Here is a 20,398-nt window from a genome sequence, read left to right on the forward strand (position 1 = left end):
GCGCTACTCCCCCGTCGCGACCTCGCGCCCGGGGTCGTTGCTCCACTGCGAGAACGATCCCGGGTAGAGCGCGGCGTCCACGCCGAGCGACGCGAGCACGGCGATCTGGTGGGCCGCCGTGACGCCCGACCCGCAGTAGACGGCGACGTCGACGCCGGGCCGCACGCCGAGCGCGTCGAAGCGACGGCGCAGGTCGTCGGCCTCGAGCAGCCAGCCGTCGGGCGAGAGGTTCGCTCGCGTCGGCGCGCTCACCGCCCCTGGCACGTGACCCGCGCGCGGGTCGACCGGTTCGACCTCGCCCGTGAACCGCTCGTGGTCGCGGGCGTCGAGCACGACGCCGGGGTGGTCGGCGACGTCGTCGGCCCCCACCGTGCGCAGCGCCCCCGGGCGGACGACGACGTCGCCCGGCCGCGGCCGGACGAACCCGTCCTCCAGGTGGTGACCCGCCGCGACCCAGGCGCGCAGCCCGCCGTCGATGATCCGCACGTCCCGCACCCCGGCCCACCGCAGCAGCCACCAGGCCCGCGCCGCCGAGGTGCCGCCGGCGTCGTCGTAGACGACGACGCTCGAGTCCGTACCGATGCCCCAGCGGCGGGCGGCGGCCTGCAGCTTCTCCGGTTCGGGCAGCGGGTGCCGCCCGGCCGCGGGCGACGGCGCCGCGGCGAGGTCGTCGTCGAGGTCGACGAAGACCGCACCGGGCAGGTGGCCCCGGCCGTACACCTCGCGTCCGTCGTCGCGGCCGAGAGCCCAGCGGACGTCGAGCACGGTCGGCGGTCGCTCGCTCCACACGGCGGTGTGCACGGCGTCGACGTCGACGAACACCGCGTCGCGCGCCTCGCCCGCGGGGGCCGCGACGTCGTCACCGACGCCGGTCGTCACCTCGACGCCGACGGCACCCACGCGCCGCGCGAGGGTGAGCCGCATCACGACGGCGTCGGCCCCCTCGGGCTGGTAGTACCGCTTGCGCAGCCCCACCCGCACGAAGCCGGCGTTGCGGTAGAGCTGCTGCGCACCGCCGTCGTGCGCTCGCACCTCGAGGAAGAGCTCCGTCCCACGCGCGTCGCGGACGGCGTCGATCAGCGCGTCGAGCAGCACCGTCGCGACGCCGCGGCGCCGGGCCCGCGGCGCGACGCCGACCGTCATGATCGTCCACTCGGGGTCGAGCGCGACCCCGCCGTAGCCGAGCAGCGTCCCGTCCTCGTCGACGGCGGCGAGGTAGACCCGGTCCTCGCGCTCGATCTCCTGCTCGTAGGTCTGGCGGGACCAGGCGCCCACGCCGAAGAGCTCGGGCTCGAGCTCCTCCACGCGGTCGAGGTCGCGCGCCTCGAGCGCTCGTGTCCGAACGGCCGTCATCGTTCCTCCGCAGCGGGGGTGGGCGTCGTGGGGGCGAGGGGTTCGCGGCCGCCCGGGACGCCGTGGACGTCGGGCCGGCGCAGGTACAGCGGCGTCAGCGGCACGGGCTCCCCGGCCCGGGCGCGCGCCAGCCCGATGTCGGCGAGGCGGCCGGGGTCCAGGTCGACGGCCGCCACCACGACCGGGTAGGCCTCGGGGTAGAGCGTCGTTCCGGTGCCGACGGCGGGCACGGGGCCGGCGACCGGGTCGGGGCGGTGGACGGCGAAGTCGCCGACGCGGCGCAGGCCGCCGGGGGCACCGGGGTCGCGCACGTACCGGGCCTCGTACACCTCGCGACGGCGCGCGTCGGTCGCCACGAGGACCTCCTCCAGACCGGGGTCGGCGGCGAACGCGCCCGCCGCCCACGCGTCCAGGCTCGGGACGCCCCACACGGGCAGGTCGACGGCGAGCGCGAGCAGCTGCGCCGTCGCGAGCCCGACCCGGAGCCCCGTGAAGGGTGCCGGTCCGGTGCCGACGACGATCCCCGTCAGGTCACCGACGGCGATCCCGGCCTCGGTGAGGACCTCGGCGACGAGCGGGGTGGCGTGCTCGGCGTGGGCGCGCGCGTCGAGCTGCGTCCGGGTCGCGAGCACGCGCCCGTCGCGGACCAGGGCGGTGCGGGTTCCGCTCGACGTGTCGAGCGCGAGGATGACGTCACTCACCGGACCACCCTAGGCCTGCAGCGCGGCCGCCAGGTCGACGCCGTCCCACCGGGCCCCGATGCCGCGGACGCTCACCTGCCGGCCCTCGTCCACGGCGTCGCCCCGCGCGCGGTCGATGACGACGTCGAGGCGGTCCTCCGCGAGCGTCTCCGTGAGGCCGGCGCCCCACTCCACCACCGTGACGGACTCCGCCAGCGAGGAGTCGAGGTCGAGGGCGTCCAGCTCGGTCAGGCCGCCGAGGCGGTAGGCGTCCACGTGCACGAGGCCCGGACCGTCCGCCAGCGGGGCGTGCTCGCGCGCGATGACGAACGTGGGCGAGGCGACCTGGCCGCGCACGCCGAGGGCGCGTCCCAGGCCCTGCGTCAGCGTCGTCTTGCCCGCCCCGAGGTCCCCGGTGAGGATGACGAGGTCGCCGGCGCGCAGCACGCGCGCCAGCGCGGCGCCCAGGGCCGCGGTGGCCTCGGCGTCGGCGAGGTGCAGGCGGACGACGTCGGTCACCACGCCCTCTCCCGCGCGAGCTCCGCCACGGGACGTCCCGCCGTGCCGACGTGCACGCGCGGCACCCGCGACCCCAGCCGCGTGACGATCTCGTAGGAGATCGTTCCTGCCGCCTCGGCCCAGTCCTGCGCCGTCGGCTCGCCGTCGGTCCCGGGACCGAACAGCACCGCGACGTCGCCGGCGCGCGCGGTGGCGTCCGGTCCGAGGTCGAGGACCACCTGGTCCATGCACACGCGTCCGGCGATGCGGACGCGCCTGCCCCCGACGTCGAACGGCCCCGTCCCGCTCGCGTGCCGCGGGATGCCGTCGGCATACCCGAGCGGGACGTCCGCGAGCAGCGTGTCCTCCGTCGTCGTGTAGGTGTGGCCGTAGCTGACGCCCTGCCCCGCGGCGGCACGCTTGACCAGCATGATCTCGGCCTCGAGCCGCATCGCCGGGGTCAGGCCGAGATCGGCTGGTGTGCGCCCGGGGACCGGGCTCAGCCCGAACACGGCCAGCCCGGGGCGCACGAGGTCGAAGTGCATCGCGGGGTTGACCAGGGTCGCCGCGGAATTGGCGAGGTGGCGGACCTCGAGGTGCGCGCCACCGGCCTCGGCGCGGGCGATCGCCTCGACGAAGACGTCGAGCTGGGCCTGCGTGATCGGCGAGGTGACGTCCTCGGCGGAGGCGAGGTGGGACCAGACGCCGACGACCTCGATCACGCCATCGGCCTGCGCGCGCAGGGCGTCGGCCAGCACCTCGCTCCAGTCCTCCAGGAACATGCCGCCGCGCGCGAGCCCCGTGTCGACCTTGAGGTGGACGCGGGCGGTGCGGCCGGAGGCGCGCGCGGCCGCGACGACCTCGGTCAGCGCCCACGGCGCCCCCACCGACAGGTCGAGCCCGGCGGCGAGCGCGCTCTCGAGCGGGGCCCCGGGTGAGTAGATCCAGGTGAGGATGCGTCCCGTGACCCCCGAGGCGCGCAGCGTCAGCGCCTCGGCGAGCTGGGCGACGCCGAGCCACGTCGCGCCGCCGGCCTGGGCGGCCAGCGCGGACGGGACCAGGCCGTGGCCGTAGGCGTCGGCCTTGACGACGGCCATCACCTGGCTGGCCGGGGCGAGCGTTGCGAGGTGGCGGACGTTCCCGGCGATCGCGTCCAGATCGACGACGGCGCGTGCGGGAAAGGTGCTCACGACGTCAGTCTCGCAGAACTTCCGCGAGCGTCGCCGCGACGGCGCGGGCGACGTCCCCGGCGACGATCGGTCCGCCACCGCTCGCGCGGCGCGCCGCCCGGCCGTGCACGGCAGCGGCCGCCGCGGCCAGCGGAGCAGCCAGTCCGGGTTCGGCGACGACGTCGTCTGAGCGGACCGCGAGCGCCGCACCGACGACGCCCGCGAGCACGTCGCCCGCCCCCGCCGTCGCGAGCCATGCGGTGCCGTCGGCCTGCGAGTGGACCGCCGTGCCGGGGCCGGCCACCAGCGTGACGGCCCCCTTGAGCAGGACCGTGGCGCCGGTCAGCGCGACGGCGCGGCGCAGGTGCGCCAGCGGTCGAGCCTCGACGTCCTCCCGGGCGACGTCCTCCCCGCGCGCACCGAGCAGTCGCGCGAGCTCCCCCGCGTGCGGTGTCAGCACCACCTGGGCGCCCACGCGCTCGGGCAGCACCTCGAGAGCCCCCGCGTCCACGACGGCGGGCAGGCCGTGGGCGACCGCCCGCTCCAGCACCTCACGCACCTGGGCGAGCCGCTCGCCGTCGTCCACGCCGATGCCCGGGCCGACCAGCCACGCCTGCGCCCGGCCGTCACCGTGGACGACCTCGGGGTGGCGGGCCAGGACGGCGTCCACCACGGTGTCGGGGCCGAGGAAGCGCACCATGCCGACCAGCGGAGCGGCGGCGGAGGTCGCCAGGACCGCGGCACCCGGGTAGCCGGTCGATCCGGCCACGACGCCGAGCACGCCGCGCGTGTACTTGTGGTCGGTCGGCCCCGGCACGGGCCACAGCCGAGCGACGTCGGCGCGCTCCAGGCGGACGACGGCGGGCTCCGCACCCGCGAGGTCCAGCCCGAGGTCGACGACGTCGACCTCGCCCGCGAGCAGCGCCGCTGGCGGCAGCAGCAGCCCGGGCTTGGCCGTCCCCATGGTGATCGTCCGGTCGGCCCCCAGCACGGGTCCCGCGACCGTGCCGTCGTCGACGCCGATCCCGCTCGGCACGTCGACCGCGACGACGAGGGGGCGGTCGGGCCGGGGCACCGCCTCGAGCGCGGCCAGGAGCCCGACGACGACGTCGAGCCCGGCCCCCCGCAGCGGTCCGTCCGCGCCGATGCCCGTGACGCCGTCGAGCACGACGTCGCAGCGCGCCGCGCGCGCGAGGGCCGCCGCCCCGGGCGCCAGGAGGGTGATGCCCGTGCGGTGCGCGGCGCGGGCGGCGCCGTCGTGCACCCGGGAACCGGCGCGGATCGCGATGACCGCGACACCCCGGCGCGCCAGCTCGGCGCCGGCGAGGAGGGCGTCGGCCCCGTTGTCCCCGCTCCCCACGAGCACGGCGACGCTCGTCCCGACGACCCGGCCGCATCGCTGGCGCAGCAGTCCGGCGACGGCCGTGCCGAGGGCACGGACCGCCGTCGCCATCAGCGGCACGCCCGCCGCGAGCAGGGGCGCCTCGGCGGCGGTGACGTCGCGGGCGCGACGGGCGATCAGCACGTCAGTCCAGCCGCTCGGCGACGGCGAACGCCGACGCGATCCCGGCGTCGTGGGAGATCGACAGGTGCCAGCGGTCCACGCCGAGCTCGCGCGCCCGCGCCAGCACGGTCCCGGTGAGGTCGACCGTGGGCGCCGCGCCGGGCACGCGCGCGACGGTGGCGTCGTGCCAGCGCATGCCGGCGGGCGCACCGAGCGCCTTGGCGATGGCCTCCTTGGCCGCGAACCGCGCTGCCAGCGACGCCGGCGCGAGGTCCCGCTCGACGTCGGTGAACAGCCGCTCGGCCAGCCGCGGCGTGCGCTCCAGGGTGGCGAGGAACCGGGCGACGTCGACGACGTCGATCCCGACCCCGACGATCACGGCCTGCGCCGCCTACTCGACCGTGACGGACTTGGCGAGGTTGCGCGGCTGGTCGACGTCGAGCCCCTTCGCCTTGGCGAGCTCGCTCGCGAAGATCTGCAGCGGGACGACCGCCACGAGCGGCGAGAGCAGCGTGGGCGTCTGGGGCACGCGGAAGAGGATGTCGGCGTACGGCACGACCGCCTCGTCACCCTCCTCGGCGATCACGAGGGTGCGGGCGCCGCGCGCGCGCACCTCCTGGATGTTGGAGACGACCTTGGAGTGCAGCTGGTCGCGGCCGCGCGGCGACGGCGCGATCACGAACACCGGCTGGCCCGTGTCGATCAGCGCGATCGGGCCGTGCTTGAGCTCGCCGGCGGCGAAGCCCTCCGCGTGGATGTAGGCGATCTCCTTGAGCTTGAGCGCGCCCTCGAGCGCGACCGGGTAGCCCACGTGACGCCCCAGGAACAGGAACGACGGCTCGTCCTTCATCGCCTGCGCGACCTCGCGGACGGCGGCCTCGTCGTCGAGCACGGACTGGATCTTGTCCGGCAGCGCCTGGAGCTCCTGCAGCGTCTCCTGGATCTCGTCGGCGAACTTGGTGCCCCGCAGCTGCGCGAGGTAGAGCCCGAGCAGGTAGCACGCGGTGATCTGCGCCAGGAAGGCCTTGGTGGAGGCGACGGCGACCTCCGGGCCGGCGTGGGTGTAGAGCACGGCGTCGGACTCGCGCGGGATGGTCGACCCGTGCGTGTTCACGATCGCGAGCACGTAGGCGCCCTGCTCGCGCGCGTGGCGCACGGCCATCAGGGTGTCCATCGTCTCGCCGGACTGCGAGATCGCCACCACCAGGGTGCGGGGGGTGAGGATCGGGTCGCGGTAGCGGAACTCGTGCGCGAGCTCGACCTCGACCGGGATGCGGCACCAGTGCTCGATCGCGTACTTGGCGACGTGGCCCGAGTACGCGGCCGTGCCGCACGCGATCACGATGATCTTGTCGATGCTGCGCAGCACCGTCTCCGGGATCCGCAGCTCGTCCAGCATCAGGTCCCCGGAGGCGTCGGTGCGGCCGAGCAGCGTGTCGGCCACGGCCTTGGGCTGGTCGTGGATCTCCTTGTCCATGAAGGAATCGAACCCGCCCTTGACGGCGGCGCTCGCGTCCCAGTCCACCGTGAACTCGCGGGCCTGGACGCTGTCCCCCTCGAACGTGACGACGTCGACCGAGGTCGGCGTGATCGTCACGACCTGGTCCTGGCCGAGCTCGAGCGCGCGCTTGGTCGAGGAGATGAAGGCGGCGACGTCGCTGCCCATGAAGTTCTCGCCCTCGCCGAGGCCGACGACCAGCGGGGAGTTGCGGCGCGCGCCGACGACGGTGTCCGGCACGTCCTCGTGCACCGCCAGGAGCGTGAACGCGCCCTCGAGACGGTTCACGACGGCGAGCATCGCCTGCGTGAGGTCGCCGTCGTAGGCGCGGGCGAGGAGGTGGGCGACGACCTCGGTGTCCGTCTCGGACAGGAACGTCGCGCCGTCGGCGCGCACCTCCTCGCGCAGCTGCGCGAAGTTCTCGATGATGCCGTTGTGGATGACGGCGAGGCCGCCCACGCGGTGCGGGTGGGCGTTGGCGTCGGTGGGACCGCCGTGCGTGGCCCAGCGGGTGTGACCGATCGCGGCGGTGGCGTCGGGCACGGGGTGCGCCTCGAGCTCGCCGAGGAGGTTGGTGAGCTTGCCCGCGCGCTTGGCCGTCTCGAGCCCGGTCGGGCACACGAGCGCCACCCCCGCGGAGTCGTAGCCGCGGTACTCGAGCCGTCCGAGGCCGGCGAGCACCACCTCGAGCGGGCGGGCGGACGGGGTCGAGGGGCCGACGTAGCCGACGATTCCACACATGCTGGCTACGATAACCGCCCCCGTGGGCCAGACTGGACAGGTGAGCAAGACGACGTCGGGGGCGCTGCCGGCCCTGTTCCTCAGCGGCCACGAGAGACCGGGCACCGCCGACGGCTCCCACCCGCGCGTGGACGAGAGCAACACCACACCCTTCGTCGAGCTGGATCGTGAGGACTGGAGCCGGCTGTCCGCCTCCACCCCGCTGCCGCTGACCACCCAGGACGTCGTCCGCCTGCGCGGCATGAGCGACCCGATGGACCTGGCCGAGGTCGACACGGTCTACCGGCCGCTCTCGCGCCTGCTGGGCCTGTACGTCGAGGGCGTCGAGCACGTGCACGCGGCGACCTCCACCTTCCTCGGCGAGCGCGCCACCCGGACGCCGTTCGTCATCGGCGTCGCCGGGAGCGTCGCCGTCGGCAAGTCGACCACCGCGCGCGTGCTGGTGGAGATGCTCCGCCGCTGGCCCGAGACGCCCCGGGTCGAGCTCGTCACGACCGACGGGTTCCTCCTGCCCAACGCCGAGCTGCAGCGTCGCGGGCTCATGGAGCGCAAGGGGTTCCCGGAGTCCTACGACCGCCGGTCGCTGCTGCGCTTCCTCACGCAGGTGAAGTCGGGCGCACCCCGGGTGGAGGCGCCGATCTACGACCACCTGACCTACGACGTCGTGCCCGACCGCACCGTCACGGTCTCCCAGCCCGACGTCCTCGTGGTCGAGGGCCTCAACGTGCTCCAGCCCGCACGCGCGGACCGGGAGGGGACCACCAGCCTGGCGGTCTCGGACTTCTTCGACTTCTCGATCTACGTCGACGCCCGCACACGGGACATCGAGCGGTGGTACGTCCAGCGGTTCCTGCGCCTGCGCAGCACCGCGTTCGCTCGCCCCGGGTCGTACTTCCGCCGCTACGCCGACCTCGACGACGACGCCGCCGTCGCGACGGCGCGGGACATCTGGCGACGCATCAACGAACCGAACCTCCGGGCCAACATCGTGCCGACGCGCTCGCGCGCCAACCTCGTGATGACGAAGGACGGCGAGCACCGCATCCAGCGGGTGCTGCTGCGCAAGCTCTGACGGGCCGCGTGCCGGTGGGGACCGGGTGACGGCAGCGGCTACGGCCGCGGCTGCTCGCTGGGGGCCGGCACGGCGACCTCGACCGGTCCGCCCGCGTCGCTGCGCGGCGCCAGCTCCGCGGGGCCGAACCCGAGGCGTGCCAGCAGCTTGTCGAGCATGAACCCGATCACCACTCCCCCGGCGACCCCGACGGCGATCGACAGCAGCGGGTTGCCCTCGAACAGCTGGCCGGCCACGACGCCGATGGCCGACCCGAAGCAGGCCCACATGACGGCGGCCACGGCGTCGAACGCGATGAAGCGGCGCAGCGGGAAACCGACGGCCCCGGCGGTCATGTTCACGGCCACGCGGCCGATGGGGATGTAGCGCGCCGACAGGATGAAGACCCCGCCGCGCAGCCGCAGCTGGTTCTCGGCCCAGGCGAGCAGGCGCCGACCCCGCCCGGAGCGGAACATCCGGAGGCGGTGGATGGGGATGCGACGTCCGATCGCGAAGGCGATCAGGTCCCCCGTCATGGCGCCCGCCGCCGCGACGGGGATCACGGCCCACAGCGGCACCGCGTCGCCGTGGACCGCGAGGGTCGCGATCGCGATGACGATCGACTCGCTCGGCACGGGCGGGAAGAACCCGTCGATCGTGCAGAAGGCGTACAGGACCAGGAGGATCCAGGGTTGGTCGGCAGCGATCAGGACCCAGTCCTGGAGGCTGTGGAAGAACTCGGCCATGTCGTCCTCGTCGATGCGCGGTTCAGCTGTGCGGTGCGTGCGTGACAACCGAACCACGGGGACGGGGCCGGCCACCTCCACCCCCGGGCGGATTCCGACCTCCGACCCCTGACGGGGTCGACGTCGCGGGAGCGACGTCGGAGGGCGAGCGAGGAGCCGGTCGGTCGCCGGTCGGGCTAGAGCGTCAGGCGGGCCCGGACGACGTCCGCGAGCGCGTGCGCCACGGCCGCGGCCCGCTCCTGCGTGTCCGCCTCGACCATGACGCGGACCAGCGGCTCCGTGCCCGAGGGACGCAGCAGCACCCGGCCGGCGTCGCCCAGCTCGGCCTCGGCCGCCGCGACGGCGGCCAGCAGCGCCTCGTCCCTGGACGCCGCGGCGCGGTCGACACCGCCGACGTTGACGAGGATCTGCGGCATCCGGCGCACCAGGCTCGCCTGGTCCGCGAGCGGACCGTCCTTGACCACGAGGGCCGCGAGCTGCAGCGCCGAGAGCACCCCGTCACCGGTGGTGGCGTGGTCGGACATGATGATGTGGCCCGACTGCTCGCCGCCGAGGTTGTACCCGCCCTCGCGCATCCGCTCGAGCACGTAGCGGTCGCCGACCGCCGTCTGCTCGACGGCGATGCCGGTGTCGCGCATGGCGTGGAGCAGCCCGAGGTTGCTCATGACGGTCACGACGAGGGTGTCGCGGGCCAGCAGCGAGCGCCGGTGCAGGGAGCGGGCCACCAGGCCCATGATCTGGTCGCCGTCCACCAGCGTGCCGGCGGCGTCGACCGCGAGGCAGCGGTCAGCGTCGCCGTCGAACGCGACCCCCATCGCGGCGCCCGAGGCGACCACGGTCGCCTGGAGCTGCTCGGGGTGGGTGGAGCCGCACTTCTCGTTGATGTTGCGGCCGTCGGGCGAGGCGTTGATGACGACGACGTCGGCCCCCGCCTCGCGCAGCGCGGCCGGGCCGACCTCGCTCGCGGCGCCGTTGGCGCAGTCGACGGCGATGCGCAGCCCGGTCAGGTCGGTGTCGATCGTCGTCAGCAGGTGGGCGACGTACTGCTCGCCGGCGTGGCCGGTGTCGCGGCTGAGGCGCCCGACGTCGGGACCGGTGGGTCGCTCCCACACCGCACCGAGCAGCGAGGCGATCTCGTCCTCGAGATCGTCGGGGAGCTTGTGCCCGCCGCGGGAGAGGAACTTGATGCCGTTGTCGGCCATCGGGTTGTGCGAGGCCGACACGACGACACCGATGTCGGCGTCGGTGGCGGCCGTGAGGTGCGCGATGGCGGGGGTGGGCAGCACGCCCAGGTCGACGACGTCGACGCCCGCCGAGGCGAGACCTGCCGCGAGAGCGGCGGTGAGGAACTCCCCCGACGCGCGGGGGTCACGTCCGACGACGGCGCGCGGCCGGCCCGTGGGCCGGCCGCCCGTCGCGGAGCGGTGGTGCTCGTCGGCGTGGGCCGAGAGCACACGCGCCGCCGCGACGCCCAGCCCGAGCGACAGCTCGGGCGTGACGTCGCGGTTCGCGAGGCCCCGGACCCCGTCGGTCCCGAAGATTCTCGCCACGGCGGAGCGCTCGATCAGCGCTTGGAGTACTGAGGCGCCTTGCGGGCCTTCTTGAGACCGGCCTTCTTGCGCTCCGTGACGCGGGCGTCACGGGTCAGGAAGCCGGCCTTCTTCAGCGAGGCGCGGTTGGCCTCGACGTCGATGCCGTTGAGCGAGCGGGCGATGCCGAGGCGAAGCGCGCCGGCCTGGCCGGAGATGCCGCCGCCGTCGATGCGGGCGATCACGTCGAAGCGGCCCTCGAGCTCGAGCAGCGCGAACGGCGAGTTCACGAGCTGCTGGTGCAGCTTGTTCGGGAAGTAGCCCTCGAGCGTGCGGCCGTTGATGGTCCACTCGCCCGTGCCGGGGACGATGCGCACACGGGCGACCGCCTCCTTGCGGCGGCCCACGGCAGCGCCGGGGGCGGTGATGCTCTGGCCACCGTTGGCCACGGGGGCGGCCGTCTCGGTGGTGTAGCTGCTGGGTGCGTTCTCGTCCAGCTCGTCGGTCAGCGGCTGAGCCACGGTTCTCCTAAAGGGTGTGAAGTCACCTGACGCGGCCGGTCACGGCCGCGGTGCGCGTGTTACTGCGCGACCTGCGTCAGCTCGAAGGCCTGGGGCTGCTGGGCGGCGTGCGGGTGCTCAGCGCCTCGGTACACCTTGAGCTTGCGCAGCTGCGCGCGCCCGAGGCTGGTCTTGGGAAGCATGCCGGCCACGGCCTTCTCGACGGCACGCTCCGGACGGGTGGCGAGCAGCTCGGCATAGGAGGTGGCGCGCAGGCCGCCCGGGTAGCCCGAGTGGTGGTACGCCATCTTCTTCTCGGCCTTGCTGCCGGTGAGGGCGACCTGGTCGGCGTTCACGACGATGACGAAGTCACCGGTGTCGACGTGGGCCGCGAACGTCGCCTTGTGCTTGCCGCGCAGCAGGTTCGCCACGTGGGTCGCCAGGCGGCCGAGGACGACGTCGGACGCGTCCACGACGACCCAGGTGCGGTCGACGTCGGACGGCTTCGGGGTGAACGTACGCACAGTCGTAGCCTTCGTTTCGCTTGCGAGGGGGCGCTGCGACGACCCTGGTCAGGCGCGAACCGTGACCCGGACCATCGGCAGTGCCTGATGGTTGCGGTGTGTGCTGGGCGACCGAGGTGGAACCACGGGCCGGCCCCGCAGCTGACGCCCCGTCCGGGTCGCTGCACCGGCCACCGCGTGGTGACCGGGAACGGAGGTCCCTGGAGCGTTGGCGTGCGAACGCACAACGACGATCAAGCGTACTGCGGGCACGGCCCGTCGTCAAAACGACCGGTGTGGTGCGACCGCGATGACGTGTACGCACTTCCAGTATGCAGGTCGGTCGGCCGTGCTGACGACCGCCGGGGCGCCCTGGCCATCCTCTGTGCGCAGTGCCACAGTAGGGAGATGACCGAACGCATCGATCCCGAGCAGGTCGCGGAGCAGGACGGCGACCAGCTGAGCGCCGACGAGACGCTGGACGACAGCCCGGTGCAGGACCCGCTGGACGAGAGCTACTCGCCCCCCGAGCGCGACACGCGCAGCCACTGGGGCGAGACACCCCTGGAGGAGCAGCTGGGCGAGTCGCTGGACGCGCGGCTGCAGCAGGAGGTTCCCGACGAGTGGGACGCCCCGGTGGCGGGGGGTCGCGAGAGCGACCGGGCCGGGCGCCTGGAGGAGTCGAGCGACGGTTCGTGGGGGCAGGACAACTACGCCAGGGACGCCGGTGTCGCCGGCGGGGCGGCGGGCGCCGAGGAGGCCGCCATGCACACGACGTCGCTCGAGGAGCTGCGCGCCGTCGAGGAGCGCGAGGCCCAGGGGCTCGAGCCCACCTACGACTGACCGGCGCCCGGCCGTCGCCCGAAGGACCGTCGGGTCCTCAGTCCGGGAGCGTGCCGCCCAGCACCCGCACGGCGCGAGCGGTGCGCGCCCGCTCGGCGAGCTCGGCGTCGGCGGGGTAGCCGACCTCCTCGAGCACGAGCCCGGTGGGCGGGGCGACGGCGACCCCCGCCTCCCGCCTGACCTGCTCCAGCGCCTCGCGCGGCCAGGACGGCGGACGGCGGCCCTCCCCGACGGCGAGGAGCGCCCCCACGATCGAGCGCACCATCGAGTGGCAGAAGGCGTCGGCGCGGACCTCGATCTCGACGACGCCGTCACGACGTCGCACGGACGCCTCCTGCAGGGTGCGGATCGTGGTCGCCCCGTCGCGCGGCTTGCAGTAGGCAAGGAAGTCGTGCTCCCCCAGGAGCTGCGCCAGGGCGGCGTCCATCGCGACGTCGTCGAGTGCACGGCGGTGACGCAGCACCCACGCACGGCGCAGCGGGTCGGGCGCGCCGCCGTCGTCGATCCGGTAGACGTACCGGCGCCACGTCGCCGAGAAGCGGGCGTCGAACGCGTCGGGGACGACGCAGGCCCGCCGCAGGACGACGTCGGGCGGCAGGACTCCCGCGAGCCGTGACACGAGGGCCTCCTGCGGTGTCCGGTCACCACGCCCGGCGACCGCCTCCCACCGCTCGAGGGCGACGTCGAGGTGCGCCACCTGCCCGCGCGCGTGCACGCCCGCATCCGTCCGACCCGCGACCGTGACGACCACCGGCGTGCGCAGGACCGTCTCGAGCCCCGTCGTGAGCTCGGACTGCACCGTGCGCCGACCGGGCTGCGTCGCCCAGCCCGAGAACCCGGTGCCGTCGTAGGAGAGGTCGAGACGCACGCGCACCACGTCCTGCGCTCCGTTCGTCACCCCGCGAGGTTATCGCCTAGGTTCGGAGGTCATGGAGGCGACGCTGGCGGTGGACTGCGGGGGCGGTGGGCTCAAGGCCTCGGTGCTCGACGCCGCCGGCACGCTCCACGCCCCCGCGGTGCGGCGCCCGACGCCCTACCCGCTGCCGCCGTCGCGGCTGCTGGAGGAGATCGCGGCCCTCGCCGCCGCTCTGCCACCGGCGGACCGGGTCACGGTCGGCATGCCAGGCATGGTGCGCCACGGCGTCGTCGTGGCGACGCCGCACTACGTGACGCGTGCCGGCCCGCGCACACGCGTGCTGCCCGACCTCGTGACCGCCTGGGCGGGCTTCGACGTCGAGCGCGCCGTGGCCGAGCGCCTCGGGCTCCCGGCGATCGTGCTGAACGACGCCGAGGTGCACGGGTGCGGCGTGGTGGCCGGCACGGGTCTCGAGGTCGTCATGACGCTCGGCACCGGGCTCGGGAACGCGATCTTCGACGGCGGCCGTCTCGCCCCGCACCTCGAGCTCAGCCAGGCGCCGGTCCGGTGGGGCCTGACCTACGACGAGTACATCGGCGAGCACGAGCGGCTGCGGCTGGGAGACTCGCACTGGTCGCGCCGCGTGCGCCGCGTGGTCGACGCTCTGGCCCCGGTGCTCGTCTGGGACCGGCTCTACCTCGGCGGCGGCAACGCCCGCCGGATCTCCGCCACCACGCTGCAGCGGCTGGGCGACACCGTGGTCGTCGTGCCCAACTCCGCCGGGATCGTCGGCGGCGTCAGAGCCTGGTCGATCGACCGCTGACGCGACCGCCGGGGACGAGGTCGCGCAGCGCGTCGAGCAGGGCGCGCCCGTAGGCGGCCGGTCGGTGCAGGCTCACGAGGTGGTTGGCGCGGTGCACGAGCACCCAGCTGGCCGACGGTGCGGCGGCCCGGAACGCGCGCTCGTCGAGCCGGAAGTGGTCCCACTCCCCCACGACGAAGCGCAGCGGGACACCGGAGCGCTCGAGAGCAGCGACGTCCGCGAGCGGATCGGTCTTCAGGACCGCCGTGAGGGTCGTGGCCTGGCCCGCGGACGACAGCCCACCGGCCGCCACGTCGACGGCGCCGACCGCCCCGACGGCGAGGCGCGCCGCGCGGTCGCTGAGACGGTCGGCGCCCGCGCCGGTCGCCGCGATCACGCGCGAGATCGCGATGAACGACCGGTGCAGCGTGCCACCGGGTCGCGCCGTGCACGAGGACACGACGACGGCGTCGCACCTCCCGCCGCGGGCGGCCCAGTGCAGCGTGACGTACCCACCGAGCGACAGACCCACCACGACCACGCGCCCGGGAGCGTCCCCGACGGCCTCGTCCAGGACGGCGCGGGCCCGCGCCAGGGTGAACGGCTCGTCGCGCCGCCGCCCGTGCCCCGGGAGATCGACTGCTCGGACGTCGAGGCCCCGGGAGGTGAGCAGATCGACCTGACGACGCCACATGGTGCGCGAGGTTCGCACACCGTGCACGAGCACCACCCGTGTCGCTGCCGACTCCTGCGACGCGCTCACGACGACCTCCCGGGGGTACGACGAGGCCCGGACCGCCATGCGGTCCGGGCCTCGTGGTGGATCACTTGGAGTCGGCCTCGACGGCCTTCTCCTCGGCGGGCTCGGTGGTGGCCTCGTCCGTGGCGGACGCGGGCGCCTCCTCGACGGGGGCCTCCTCGACCGGAGCGTCCTCGACCGGAGCCGCGGCGGGCTTGTCGGCCTTCGAGGCGCGCTTCGTGGCGGCCGTGGCCTCCGCGACGGTGGACTGCTTCGGGCTCAGCGGCTCCAGCACGAGCTCGATGACCGCCATGGGGGCGTTGTCGCCCTTGCGCGGACCGATCTTCGTGATGCGGGTGTAGCCACCCTGGCGGTCGGCGACGAGCGGGGCGATCTCGGTGAACAGGACGTGGATGACGCCCTTGTCCTTCAGGACCGTCATGACGCGGCGGCGGGCCGCCAGGTCGCCGCGCTTGGCGAACGTGACCATCCGCTCGGCGAGCGGGCGCAGGCGCTTGGCCTTGGCCTCGGTCGTCGTGATGCGGCGGTGCTCGAAGAGCGCCGTGGCAAGGTTCGCCAGGATCAGTCGCTCGTGCGCCGGTCCGCCTCCGAGGCGGGGGCCCTTGGTGGGCGTAGGCATGGTGTCTCCTCGTTTGACGCCGCGTCAGCGACGTGAGTGAGTGGAAGTGGTGGTGGTCAGCTGAAGTTCGGGTCGTAGTCCGCGTCGTCGCCGTCGTAGGCGTCGGCCACGAGCGACGGGTCGAAGTCGGCCGGGCTGTCCTTGAGCGAGAGCCCCAGGCCGGCGAGCTTCTCCTTGACCTCCACGATCGACTTGGCGCCGAAGTTGCGGATGTCGAGCAGGTCGGCCTCGCTGCGGGCCACGAGCTCACCCACGGAGTGGATGCCCTCGCGCTTGAGGCAGTTGTACGACCGGATCGTCAGGTCGAGGTCCTCGATGGGCAGCGCGAGGTCCTGCGCCAGCTCCACGTCGGTCGGCGACGGGCCGATCTCGATGCCCTCGGCGGCCGTGTTCAGCTCACGAGCCAGACCGAACAGCTCCACCAGCGTCTTGCCGGCGGACGCGACGGCGTCGCGCGGCGAGATCGCGTGCTTCGTCTCGACGTCCACCACGAGCCGGTCGAAGTCGGTGCGCTGCTCGACGCGCGTCGCCTCGACCTTGTACGTGACCTTGAGGACCGGCGAGTAGATCGAGTCGACCGGGATGCGGCCGATCTCGGTGTCGTAGGCCTTGTTCTGCTGCGCGGAGACGTAGCCGCGGCCACGCTCGACCGTGAGCTCGACCTCGAGCTTGCCCTTGCCGTTGACCGTCGCGATGTGGAGGTCGGGGTTGTGGATCTCCACGCCCGCGGGGGGCGTGATGTCCGCCGCGGTGACGACGCCGGGGCCCTGCTTGCGCAGGTACATCACGACGGGCTCGTCGTTCTCCGAGGAGACGACGATGTTCTTGATGTTCAGGATGACCTCGGTGACGTCCTCCTTGACACCGTCCACCGTGGAGAACTCGTGCAGCACGCCGTCGATGCGGATGCTGGTCACGGCGGCGCCGGGGATGGAGGAGAGCAGCGTGCGACGCATCGAGTTGCCGAGCGTGTAGCCGAAGCCGGGCTCGAGGGGCTCGATGATGAACCGCGAGCGGCTCTCGTTGACGACCTCTTCGGTCAGGGTGGGGCGCTGTGCGATGAGCACGGGGTGGTTCCTTCCTTCGGACGTCCGCTATTTGACGTCCACACAGGGGGCCGGCGGCGGGCTGCCACCGGCACGTCGATGCCGGCGGGTGCGGGGAGCACCCGCCGGCAGGGACGGATCAGACGCGGCGGCGCTTGGGGGGACGAACGCCGTTGTGCGCCTGGGGCGTCACGTCGGAGATCGAGCCCACCTCGAGGCCGGTGGCCTGGAGCGAGCGGATCGCCGTCTCGCGGCCCGAGCCCGGGCCCTTCACGAAGACGTCGACCTTCTTCATGCCGTGCTCCTGGGCACGGCGGGCGGCGGCCTCGGCGGCGAGCTGCGCCGCGAACGGCGTCGACTTGCGCGAGCCCTTGAAACCGACCTGGCCGGAGGAGGCCCAGGCGATCACCGCACCCGAGGGGTCCGTGATGGACACGATCGTGTTGTTGAACGTGGACTTGATGTACGCGTGACCGTGGGAGACATTCTTCTTCTCCTTGCGGCGCGTCTTGCGTGCGCCGGAGGCGGCGCGAGTCTTGGGAGGCATGCCTTAGTCCTTCGTCGAGGTCGTCTGACCACCGACCGTCACCCGGGGGCGACGGTCAGGCGGCTACTTGCGACCGGCCTTCTTCTTGCCGGCCACGGTGCGCTTCGGACCCTTGCGGGTACGCGCGTTGGTCTTGGTGCGCTGACCGCGCACCGGAAGGCCGCGGCGGTGCCGGAGGCCCTCGTACGAGCCGATCTCCACCTTGCGGCGGATGTCGGCTGCGACCTCGCGGCGAAGGTCGCCCTCGGTCTTGTAGTGCGCCTCGATGTGGTCGCGCAGCGCGACGAGCTCGGTGTCACCGAGCTCGCGCACGCGCAGGTCGGGGCTGAGCCCCGTCGCGGCGAGGGTCTCGTCCGCACGCGTGCGGCCGATTCCGAAGATGTAGGTGAGCGCTACCTCGAGCCGCTTCTCGCGGGGGAGGTCGACGCCGACAAGACGTGCCATGCGGTGTCTCCGTCGTGCATCCGGAGGTCGGTCGTCCCGTCATCCCCCTGGAGCGGGGGCCCCGGCCTCCGGACCGGGGGTCACCGCCCGACGGATCGGGCGGCGTTGACGACACGCTGGTGGCGGTGGTGCCACCTGTCAGGGGATGTTCAGCCCTGACGCTGCTTGTGGCGCAGGTTCTCGCAGATCACCATGACGCGACCGTGCCGGCGAATCACCTTGCACTTGTCACAGATCGGCTTGACGCTGGGCTTGACCTTCATGATTCTTCCCTTGCCGCCGCACGCCCTGCGAAGGCGACGGCTTGCGTGAGTGGCGGGTGTTACTTGTAGCGGTAGACGATGCGGCCGCGGGACAGGTCGTAGGGCGTGAGCTCGACGACGACCCGGTCCTCGGGAAGGATCCGGATGTAGTTCTGCCGCATCTTCCCGGAGATCATGGCAAGCACCTTGTGCCCGTTGCTCAGCTCCACGCGGAACATCGCGTTGGGCAGGGCCTCGACCACGACGCCCTCGATCTCGATGACGTTGTCCTTCTTCCCCATGTCCTCCGCTAACTGTCGGGGTGCCACACGAGAGGTGTGGCGCGTGCGCAGCGCCTGACGTTCACGCTGCAGATCGTGCGGGACGCACGGGTGCGTCCCGAGCGGGCCGTGTGCGCGCGAGCGCAGACCCAACGAGCCATCATACGCGATCGCGCACGACGGTCCGACCATCGGTGGTGCCCGGCCGCAAGGCCGGGCCACCCGGGTGCCGGGGTCTCCCCCGGCGCCGGGTCAGTCCTGGAGGGAGGCGACGGCCTCGAGCACCGCGGACGTGATCACGTCGAGGTCGCCGGAGCCGGCCACCTTCGCGTGGATGCCGCGCTCGGCGTAGGCCTGCGCCAGCGGCGCCGTCTGCTCGTGGTAGACCGCGAGCCGGCGGCGGATGCCCTCGGGGGTGTCGTCGCTGCGACCCTCGACCTCCGCGCGACGGGCGAGGCGCTCCAGGAGCTCCTCCTCGGCGACCTCGAGCTCGACGACGCCGTCGAGCGCCACGCCGTGCTCGGCGAGGATCGCGTCGAGCTCGACGACCTGGGCGGCGTTGCGCGGGTAGCCGTCGAGCAGGAACCCGCCGGCGGCGTCGTCCTGCGCGAGACGGTCCCGCACCATGCTGTTCGTGACCTCGTCGGGCACGAGCTCACCCCGGTCGCTGAACGAGCGCGCGAGTCGCCCCAGCTCGGTGTCGCCCTTGATGTTCGCCCGGAAGATGTCCCCGGTCGAGATCGCCGGGATCGCCAGCGCCTGGGCCACGCGCGCCGCCTGGGTGCCCTTGCCGGAGCCCTGCGGTCCCATGATCACCAGTCGCGTCACTTGAGGATCCCCTCGTAGTGACGCTGCTGCAGCTGGCTGTCGATCTGCTTCACGGTCTCGAGGCCGACGCCCACGATGATCAGCAGCGACGTGCCGCCGAACGGGATGGTCGTCTGCACACCCAGGAGCACGAACGCGATCGTCGGGATGAGCGCCACCAGCAGCAGGTAGATCGCACCCGCCGACGTCACGCGGTTGACCACGTAGCGCAGGTACTCCGCCGTCGGACGACCCGCCCGGTAGCCCGGCACGAAGCCGCCGTAGCGCTTCATGTTGTCCGCGGTCTCCTCCGGGTTGAAGGTGATCGACGTGTAGAAGAACGCGAAGAACAGGATCATGACCGCGAACACGAGGATGTACAGCGGCGCACCCGGATCGGCGAAGTTGGCGATGATCCACTGCACCCACGGCTGCGTCTGGTCGCCGAACTGGGCGGCCAGCGTCGGCAGCGCCAGGATCGAGGACGCGAAGATCACGGGGATCACGCCGGCCATGTTGATCTTGATCGGGATGTAGGTGCTGGTGCCGCCGTACGTGCGTCGGCCGACCATCCGCTTGGCGTACTGCACCGGGATCCGGCGCTGGGACTGCTCGACGAAGACGACGGCGACGATCAGCACCAGCGCGATGGCCAGGACGATGAAGAACGTCGTGAGGCCGCCGGGCGTCTGCGCCACGGCCCAGAGGGCGGCCGGGAAGCTGGCGGCGATCGAGATGAAGATCAGGAGCGACATGCCGTTGCCGACACCGCGCTCGGTGACGAGCTCGGCCAGCCACATGACCAGACCGGTACCGGCGGTCATGGTGAGGATGACGAGCAGGATCGTGATCACGCTGTCGTCGGCGATGACGGGCGTGCCAGAGTCCGCGGCGCCGCAGCCCGCGAAGAGGACGCCGGTGCGGGCGGTGGTCACGATGGTCGTGGCCTGCAGCACGGCGAGGAAGATCGTGAGGTAGCGGGTGTACTGCGTCAGCTTCGCGGTACCCGACTGGCCCTCCTTGTGCAGCGCCTCGAACCGCGGGATGACCACGCGGAGGAGCTGCACGATGATGCTGGCCGTGATGTACGGCATGATCCCGAGCGCGAACACCGACAGCTGCAGCAGCGCACCGCCGGAGAACAGGTTGATGATGCCCAGGATGTCGTTGTCGGCGGACGCCGCGGTACAGATCTGGACGTTGCCGTAGTTCACCCCGGGACTGGGGATGAAGGAGCCGAGGCGGAAGATCGCGATGATCCCCATCGTGAAAAACAGCTTGCGTCTCAGGTCGGGCGTACGGAACGCCTGAGCGAATGCGCCTAGCACTCTTCCTCCAGGTCAGGTGGGGGCATGTTCCGCGCGCGGTGCGGCGCGGGG

The 20,398-nt window shown here is 73.1% G+C and carries 24 protein-coding genes; 3 read left to right on the forward strand and 21 right to left on the reverse strand.

Annotated features, from left to right (window positions below):
• Positions 1–3: 3 nt before the first annotated feature.
• Genes rimI through glmS form a run of 7 tightly spaced genes read right to left on the reverse strand, consistent with a single transcriptional unit; the run spans position 4 to position 7,443 of the window.
• The gene (rimI, locus tag SERN_RS16055) at positions 4–1,353 is read right to left on the reverse strand and encodes a ribosomal protein S18-alanine N-acetyltransferase (RefSeq protein WP_135848523.1); all 1,350 of its coding nucleotides are present in this window, start codon (positions 1,351–1,353) and stop codon (positions 4–6) included.
• The gene (gene tsaB, locus SERN_RS02470) at positions 1,350–2,054 is read right to left on the reverse strand and encodes a tRNA (adenosine(37)-N6)-threonylcarbamoyltransferase complex dimerization subunit type 1 TsaB (RefSeq protein ID WP_135848524.1); all 705 of its coding nucleotides are present in this window, start codon (positions 2,052–2,054) and stop codon (positions 1,350–1,352) included. Before tsaB ends, rimI begins: the two co-directional genes overlap by 4 nt.
• Positions 2,055–2,063: 9 nt before the next feature.
• Positions 2,064–2,552 (reverse strand): tRNA (adenosine(37)-N6)-threonylcarbamoyltransferase complex ATPase subunit type 1 TsaE, encoded by a 489-nt coding sequence (gene tsaE, locus SERN_RS02475; protein ID WP_135848525.1) that lies wholly within the window; start codon positions 2,550–2,552, stop codon positions 2,064–2,066.
• The gene (alr, locus tag SERN_RS02480) at positions 2,549–3,721 is read right to left on the reverse strand and encodes an alanine racemase (protein ID WP_135848526.1); all 1,173 of its coding nucleotides are present in this window, start codon (positions 3,719–3,721) and stop codon (positions 2,549–2,551) included. Before alr ends, tsaE begins: the two co-directional genes overlap by 4 nt.
• Positions 3,722–3,725: 4 nt before the next feature.
• On the reverse strand, positions 3,726–5,225 hold the full coding sequence (locus tag SERN_RS02485) for a bifunctional ADP-dependent NAD(P)H-hydrate dehydratase/NAD(P)H-hydrate epimerase (protein ID WP_233251415.1): 1,500 nt from the start codon (positions 5,223–5,225) through the stop codon (positions 3,726–3,728).
• 1 nt (position 5,226) lies between these two features.
• Entirely contained in the window at positions 5,227–5,583 is a 357-nt protein-coding gene (locus tag SERN_RS02490) for a holo-ACP synthase (protein WP_135848527.1), read from the reverse strand.
• A 12-nt stretch (positions 5,584–5,595) separates the two neighbouring features.
• On the reverse strand, positions 5,596–7,443 hold the full coding sequence (gene glmS / locus SERN_RS02495; RefSeq protein WP_135848528.1) for a glutamine--fructose-6-phosphate transaminase (isomerizing): 1,848 nt from the start codon (positions 7,441–7,443) through the stop codon (positions 5,596–5,598).
• Positions 7,444–7,483: 40 nt separating this feature from the next.
• Here glmS and coaA point away from each other — a divergent pair, with 40 nt between their 5' ends.
• Positions 7,484–8,515, forward strand: a complete 1,032-nt coding sequence (coaA, locus tag SERN_RS02500) for a type I pantothenate kinase (protein ID WP_408640856.1) — start codon at positions 7,484–7,486, stop codon at positions 8,513–8,515.
• 38 nt (positions 8,516–8,553) lie between these two features.
• On the opposite strand, the gene SERN_RS02505 is transcribed toward coaA, so the two are convergent.
• From SERN_RS02505 to rplM, 4 genes are all read right to left on the reverse strand, one after another.
• The gene (locus SERN_RS02505; protein WP_135848530.1) at positions 8,554–9,240 is read right to left on the reverse strand and encodes a DedA family protein; all 687 of its coding nucleotides are present in this window, start codon (positions 9,238–9,240) and stop codon (positions 8,554–8,556) included.
• 176 nt (positions 9,241–9,416) lie between these two features.
• Entirely contained in the window at positions 9,417–10,790 is a 1,374-nt protein-coding gene (gene glmM / locus SERN_RS02510) for a phosphoglucosamine mutase (RefSeq protein ID WP_135848531.1), read from the reverse strand.
• Between the two features lie 14 nt (positions 10,791–10,804).
• Complete coding sequence (gene rpsI / locus SERN_RS02515; RefSeq protein ID WP_135848532.1) at positions 10,805–11,290, reverse strand: 30S ribosomal protein S9; 486 nt, start codon at positions 11,288–11,290, stop codon at positions 10,805–10,807.
• Between the two features lie 59 nt (positions 11,291–11,349).
• On the reverse strand, positions 11,350–11,793 hold the full coding sequence (rplM, locus tag SERN_RS02520) for a 50S ribosomal protein L13 (RefSeq protein ID WP_135848533.1): 444 nt from the start codon (positions 11,791–11,793) through the stop codon (positions 11,350–11,352).
• A gap of 387 nt (positions 11,794–12,180) precedes the next feature.
• Here rplM and SERN_RS02525 point away from each other — a divergent pair, with 387 nt between their 5' ends.
• Entirely contained in the window at positions 12,181–12,615 is a 435-nt protein-coding gene (locus SERN_RS02525) for a DUF5709 domain-containing protein (RefSeq protein ID WP_199241478.1), read from the forward strand.
• Between the two features lie 37 nt (positions 12,616–12,652).
• Here the strand turns inward: SERN_RS02525 and truA are convergent, their stop codons facing one another.
• Complete coding sequence (truA, locus tag SERN_RS02530; protein WP_233251416.1) at positions 12,653–13,513, reverse strand: tRNA pseudouridine(38-40) synthase TruA; 861 nt, start codon at positions 13,511–13,513, stop codon at positions 12,653–12,655.
• Between the two features lie 31 nt (positions 13,514–13,544).
• Here truA and SERN_RS02535 point away from each other — a divergent pair, with 31 nt between their 5' ends.
• Positions 13,545–14,294 carry an ROK family protein gene (locus SERN_RS02535; protein ID WP_135848534.1) on the forward strand — a complete coding sequence of 250 codons (750 nt, stop codon included), beginning with the start codon at positions 13,545–13,547 and terminating at the stop codon, positions 14,292–14,294.
• Here the strand turns inward: SERN_RS02535 and SERN_RS02540 are convergent.
• The 9 genes from SERN_RS02540 to secY all read right to left on the reverse strand — a co-directional run bounded on the left by SERN_RS02540 (position 14,269) and on the right by secY (position 20,347).
• The gene (locus SERN_RS02540) at positions 14,269–15,036 is read right to left on the reverse strand and encodes an alpha/beta fold hydrolase (protein ID WP_158292542.1); all 768 of its coding nucleotides are present in this window, start codon (positions 15,034–15,036) and stop codon (positions 14,269–14,271) included. The two genes, SERN_RS02535 and SERN_RS02540, sit on opposite strands and share 26 nt — an antisense overlap.
• A gap of 61 nt (positions 15,037–15,097) precedes the next feature.
• Positions 15,098–15,652 carry a 50S ribosomal protein L17 gene (gene rplQ, locus SERN_RS02545; RefSeq protein ID WP_135848536.1) on the reverse strand — a complete coding sequence of 185 codons (555 nt, stop codon included), beginning with the start codon at positions 15,650–15,652 and terminating at the stop codon, positions 15,098–15,100.
• A gap of 56 nt (positions 15,653–15,708) precedes the next feature.
• Entirely contained in the window at positions 15,709–16,719 is a 1,011-nt protein-coding gene (locus SERN_RS02550) for a DNA-directed RNA polymerase subunit alpha (protein WP_135848537.1), read from the reverse strand.
• Between the two features lie 118 nt (positions 16,720–16,837).
• Positions 16,838–17,245 (reverse strand): 30S ribosomal protein S11, encoded by a 408-nt coding sequence (gene rpsK, locus SERN_RS02555; RefSeq protein ID WP_109228831.1) that lies wholly within the window; start codon positions 17,243–17,245, stop codon positions 16,838–16,840.
• Positions 17,246–17,308: 63 nt separating this feature from the next.
• Positions 17,309–17,689: a 30S ribosomal protein S13 gene (gene rpsM, locus SERN_RS02560; RefSeq protein ID WP_135848538.1), complete on the reverse strand. Its 381-nt coding sequence runs from the start codon at positions 17,687–17,689 to the stop codon at positions 17,309–17,311.
• A 149-nt stretch (positions 17,690–17,838) separates the two neighbouring features.
• Positions 17,839–17,952: a 50S ribosomal protein L36 gene (gene rpmJ, locus SERN_RS02565; protein WP_015883600.1), complete on the reverse strand. Its 114-nt coding sequence runs from the start codon at positions 17,950–17,952 to the stop codon at positions 17,839–17,841.
• Between the two features lie 59 nt (positions 17,953–18,011).
• Complete coding sequence (gene infA / locus SERN_RS02570; protein WP_135848539.1) at positions 18,012–18,233, reverse strand: translation initiation factor IF-1; 222 nt, start codon at positions 18,231–18,233, stop codon at positions 18,012–18,014.
• Between the two features lie 231 nt (positions 18,234–18,464).
• Complete coding sequence (locus SERN_RS02575) at positions 18,465–19,022, reverse strand: adenylate kinase (RefSeq protein WP_135848985.1); 558 nt, start codon at positions 19,020–19,022, stop codon at positions 18,465–18,467.
• A gap of 14 nt (positions 19,023–19,036) precedes the next feature.
• Positions 19,037–20,347: a preprotein translocase subunit SecY gene (gene secY, locus SERN_RS02580; RefSeq protein WP_135848540.1), complete on the reverse strand. Its 1,311-nt coding sequence runs from the start codon at positions 20,345–20,347 to the stop codon at positions 19,037–19,039.
• Positions 20,348–20,398: the final 51 nt, after the last annotated feature.

Origin of the sequence: Serinibacter arcticus (assembly GCF_004786095.1) — a bacterium.
GTDB lineage: Bacteria > Actinomycetota > Actinomycetes > Actinomycetales > Beutenbergiaceae > Litorihabitans > Litorihabitans arcticus.

Excerpts from the sequence above, each read along its gene's own strand:
- rpsM (WP_135848538.1), bottom strand. The coding sequence starts at position 17,689 with ATGGCACGTCTTGTCGGCGTCGACCTCCCCCGCGAGAAGCGGCTCGAG.
- SERN_RS02535 (WP_135848534.1), top strand. The coding sequence starts at position 13,545 with ATGGAGGCGACGCTGGCGGTGGACTGCGGGGGCGGTGGGCTCAAGGCC.
- SERN_RS02575 (WP_135848985.1), bottom strand. The coding sequence starts at position 19,022 with ATGGGACCGCAGGGCTCCGGCAAGGGCACCCAGGCGGCGCGCGTGGCC.
- glmS (WP_135848528.1), bottom strand. The coding sequence starts at position 7,443 with ATGTGTGGAATCGTCGGCTACGTCGGCCCCTCGACCCCGTCCGCCCGC.
- rimI (WP_135848523.1), bottom strand. The coding sequence starts at position 1,353 with ATGACGGCCGTTCGGACACGAGCGCTCGAGGCGCGCGACCTCGACCGC.
- rplQ (WP_135848536.1), bottom strand. The coding sequence starts at position 15,652 with ATGCCTACGCCCACCAAGGGCCCCCGCCTCGGAGGCGGACCGGCGCAC.
- infA (WP_135848539.1), bottom strand. The coding sequence starts at position 18,233 with ATGGGGAAGAAGGACAACGTCATCGAGATCGAGGGCGTCGTGGTCGAG.
- SERN_RS02525 (WP_199241478.1), top strand. The coding sequence starts at position 12,181 with ATGACCGAACGCATCGATCCCGAGCAGGTCGCGGAGCAGGACGGCGAC.
- SERN_RS02505 (WP_135848530.1), bottom strand. The coding sequence starts at position 9,240 with ATGGCCGAGTTCTTCCACAGCCTCCAGGACTGGGTCCTGATCGCTGCC.
- rpmJ (WP_015883600.1), bottom strand. The coding sequence starts at position 17,952 with ATGAAGGTCAAGCCCAGCGTCAAGCCGATCTGTGACAAGTGCAAGGTG.
- rpsK (WP_109228831.1), bottom strand. The coding sequence starts at position 17,245 with ATGCCTCCCAAGACTCGCGCCGCCTCCGGCGCACGCAAGACGCGCCGC.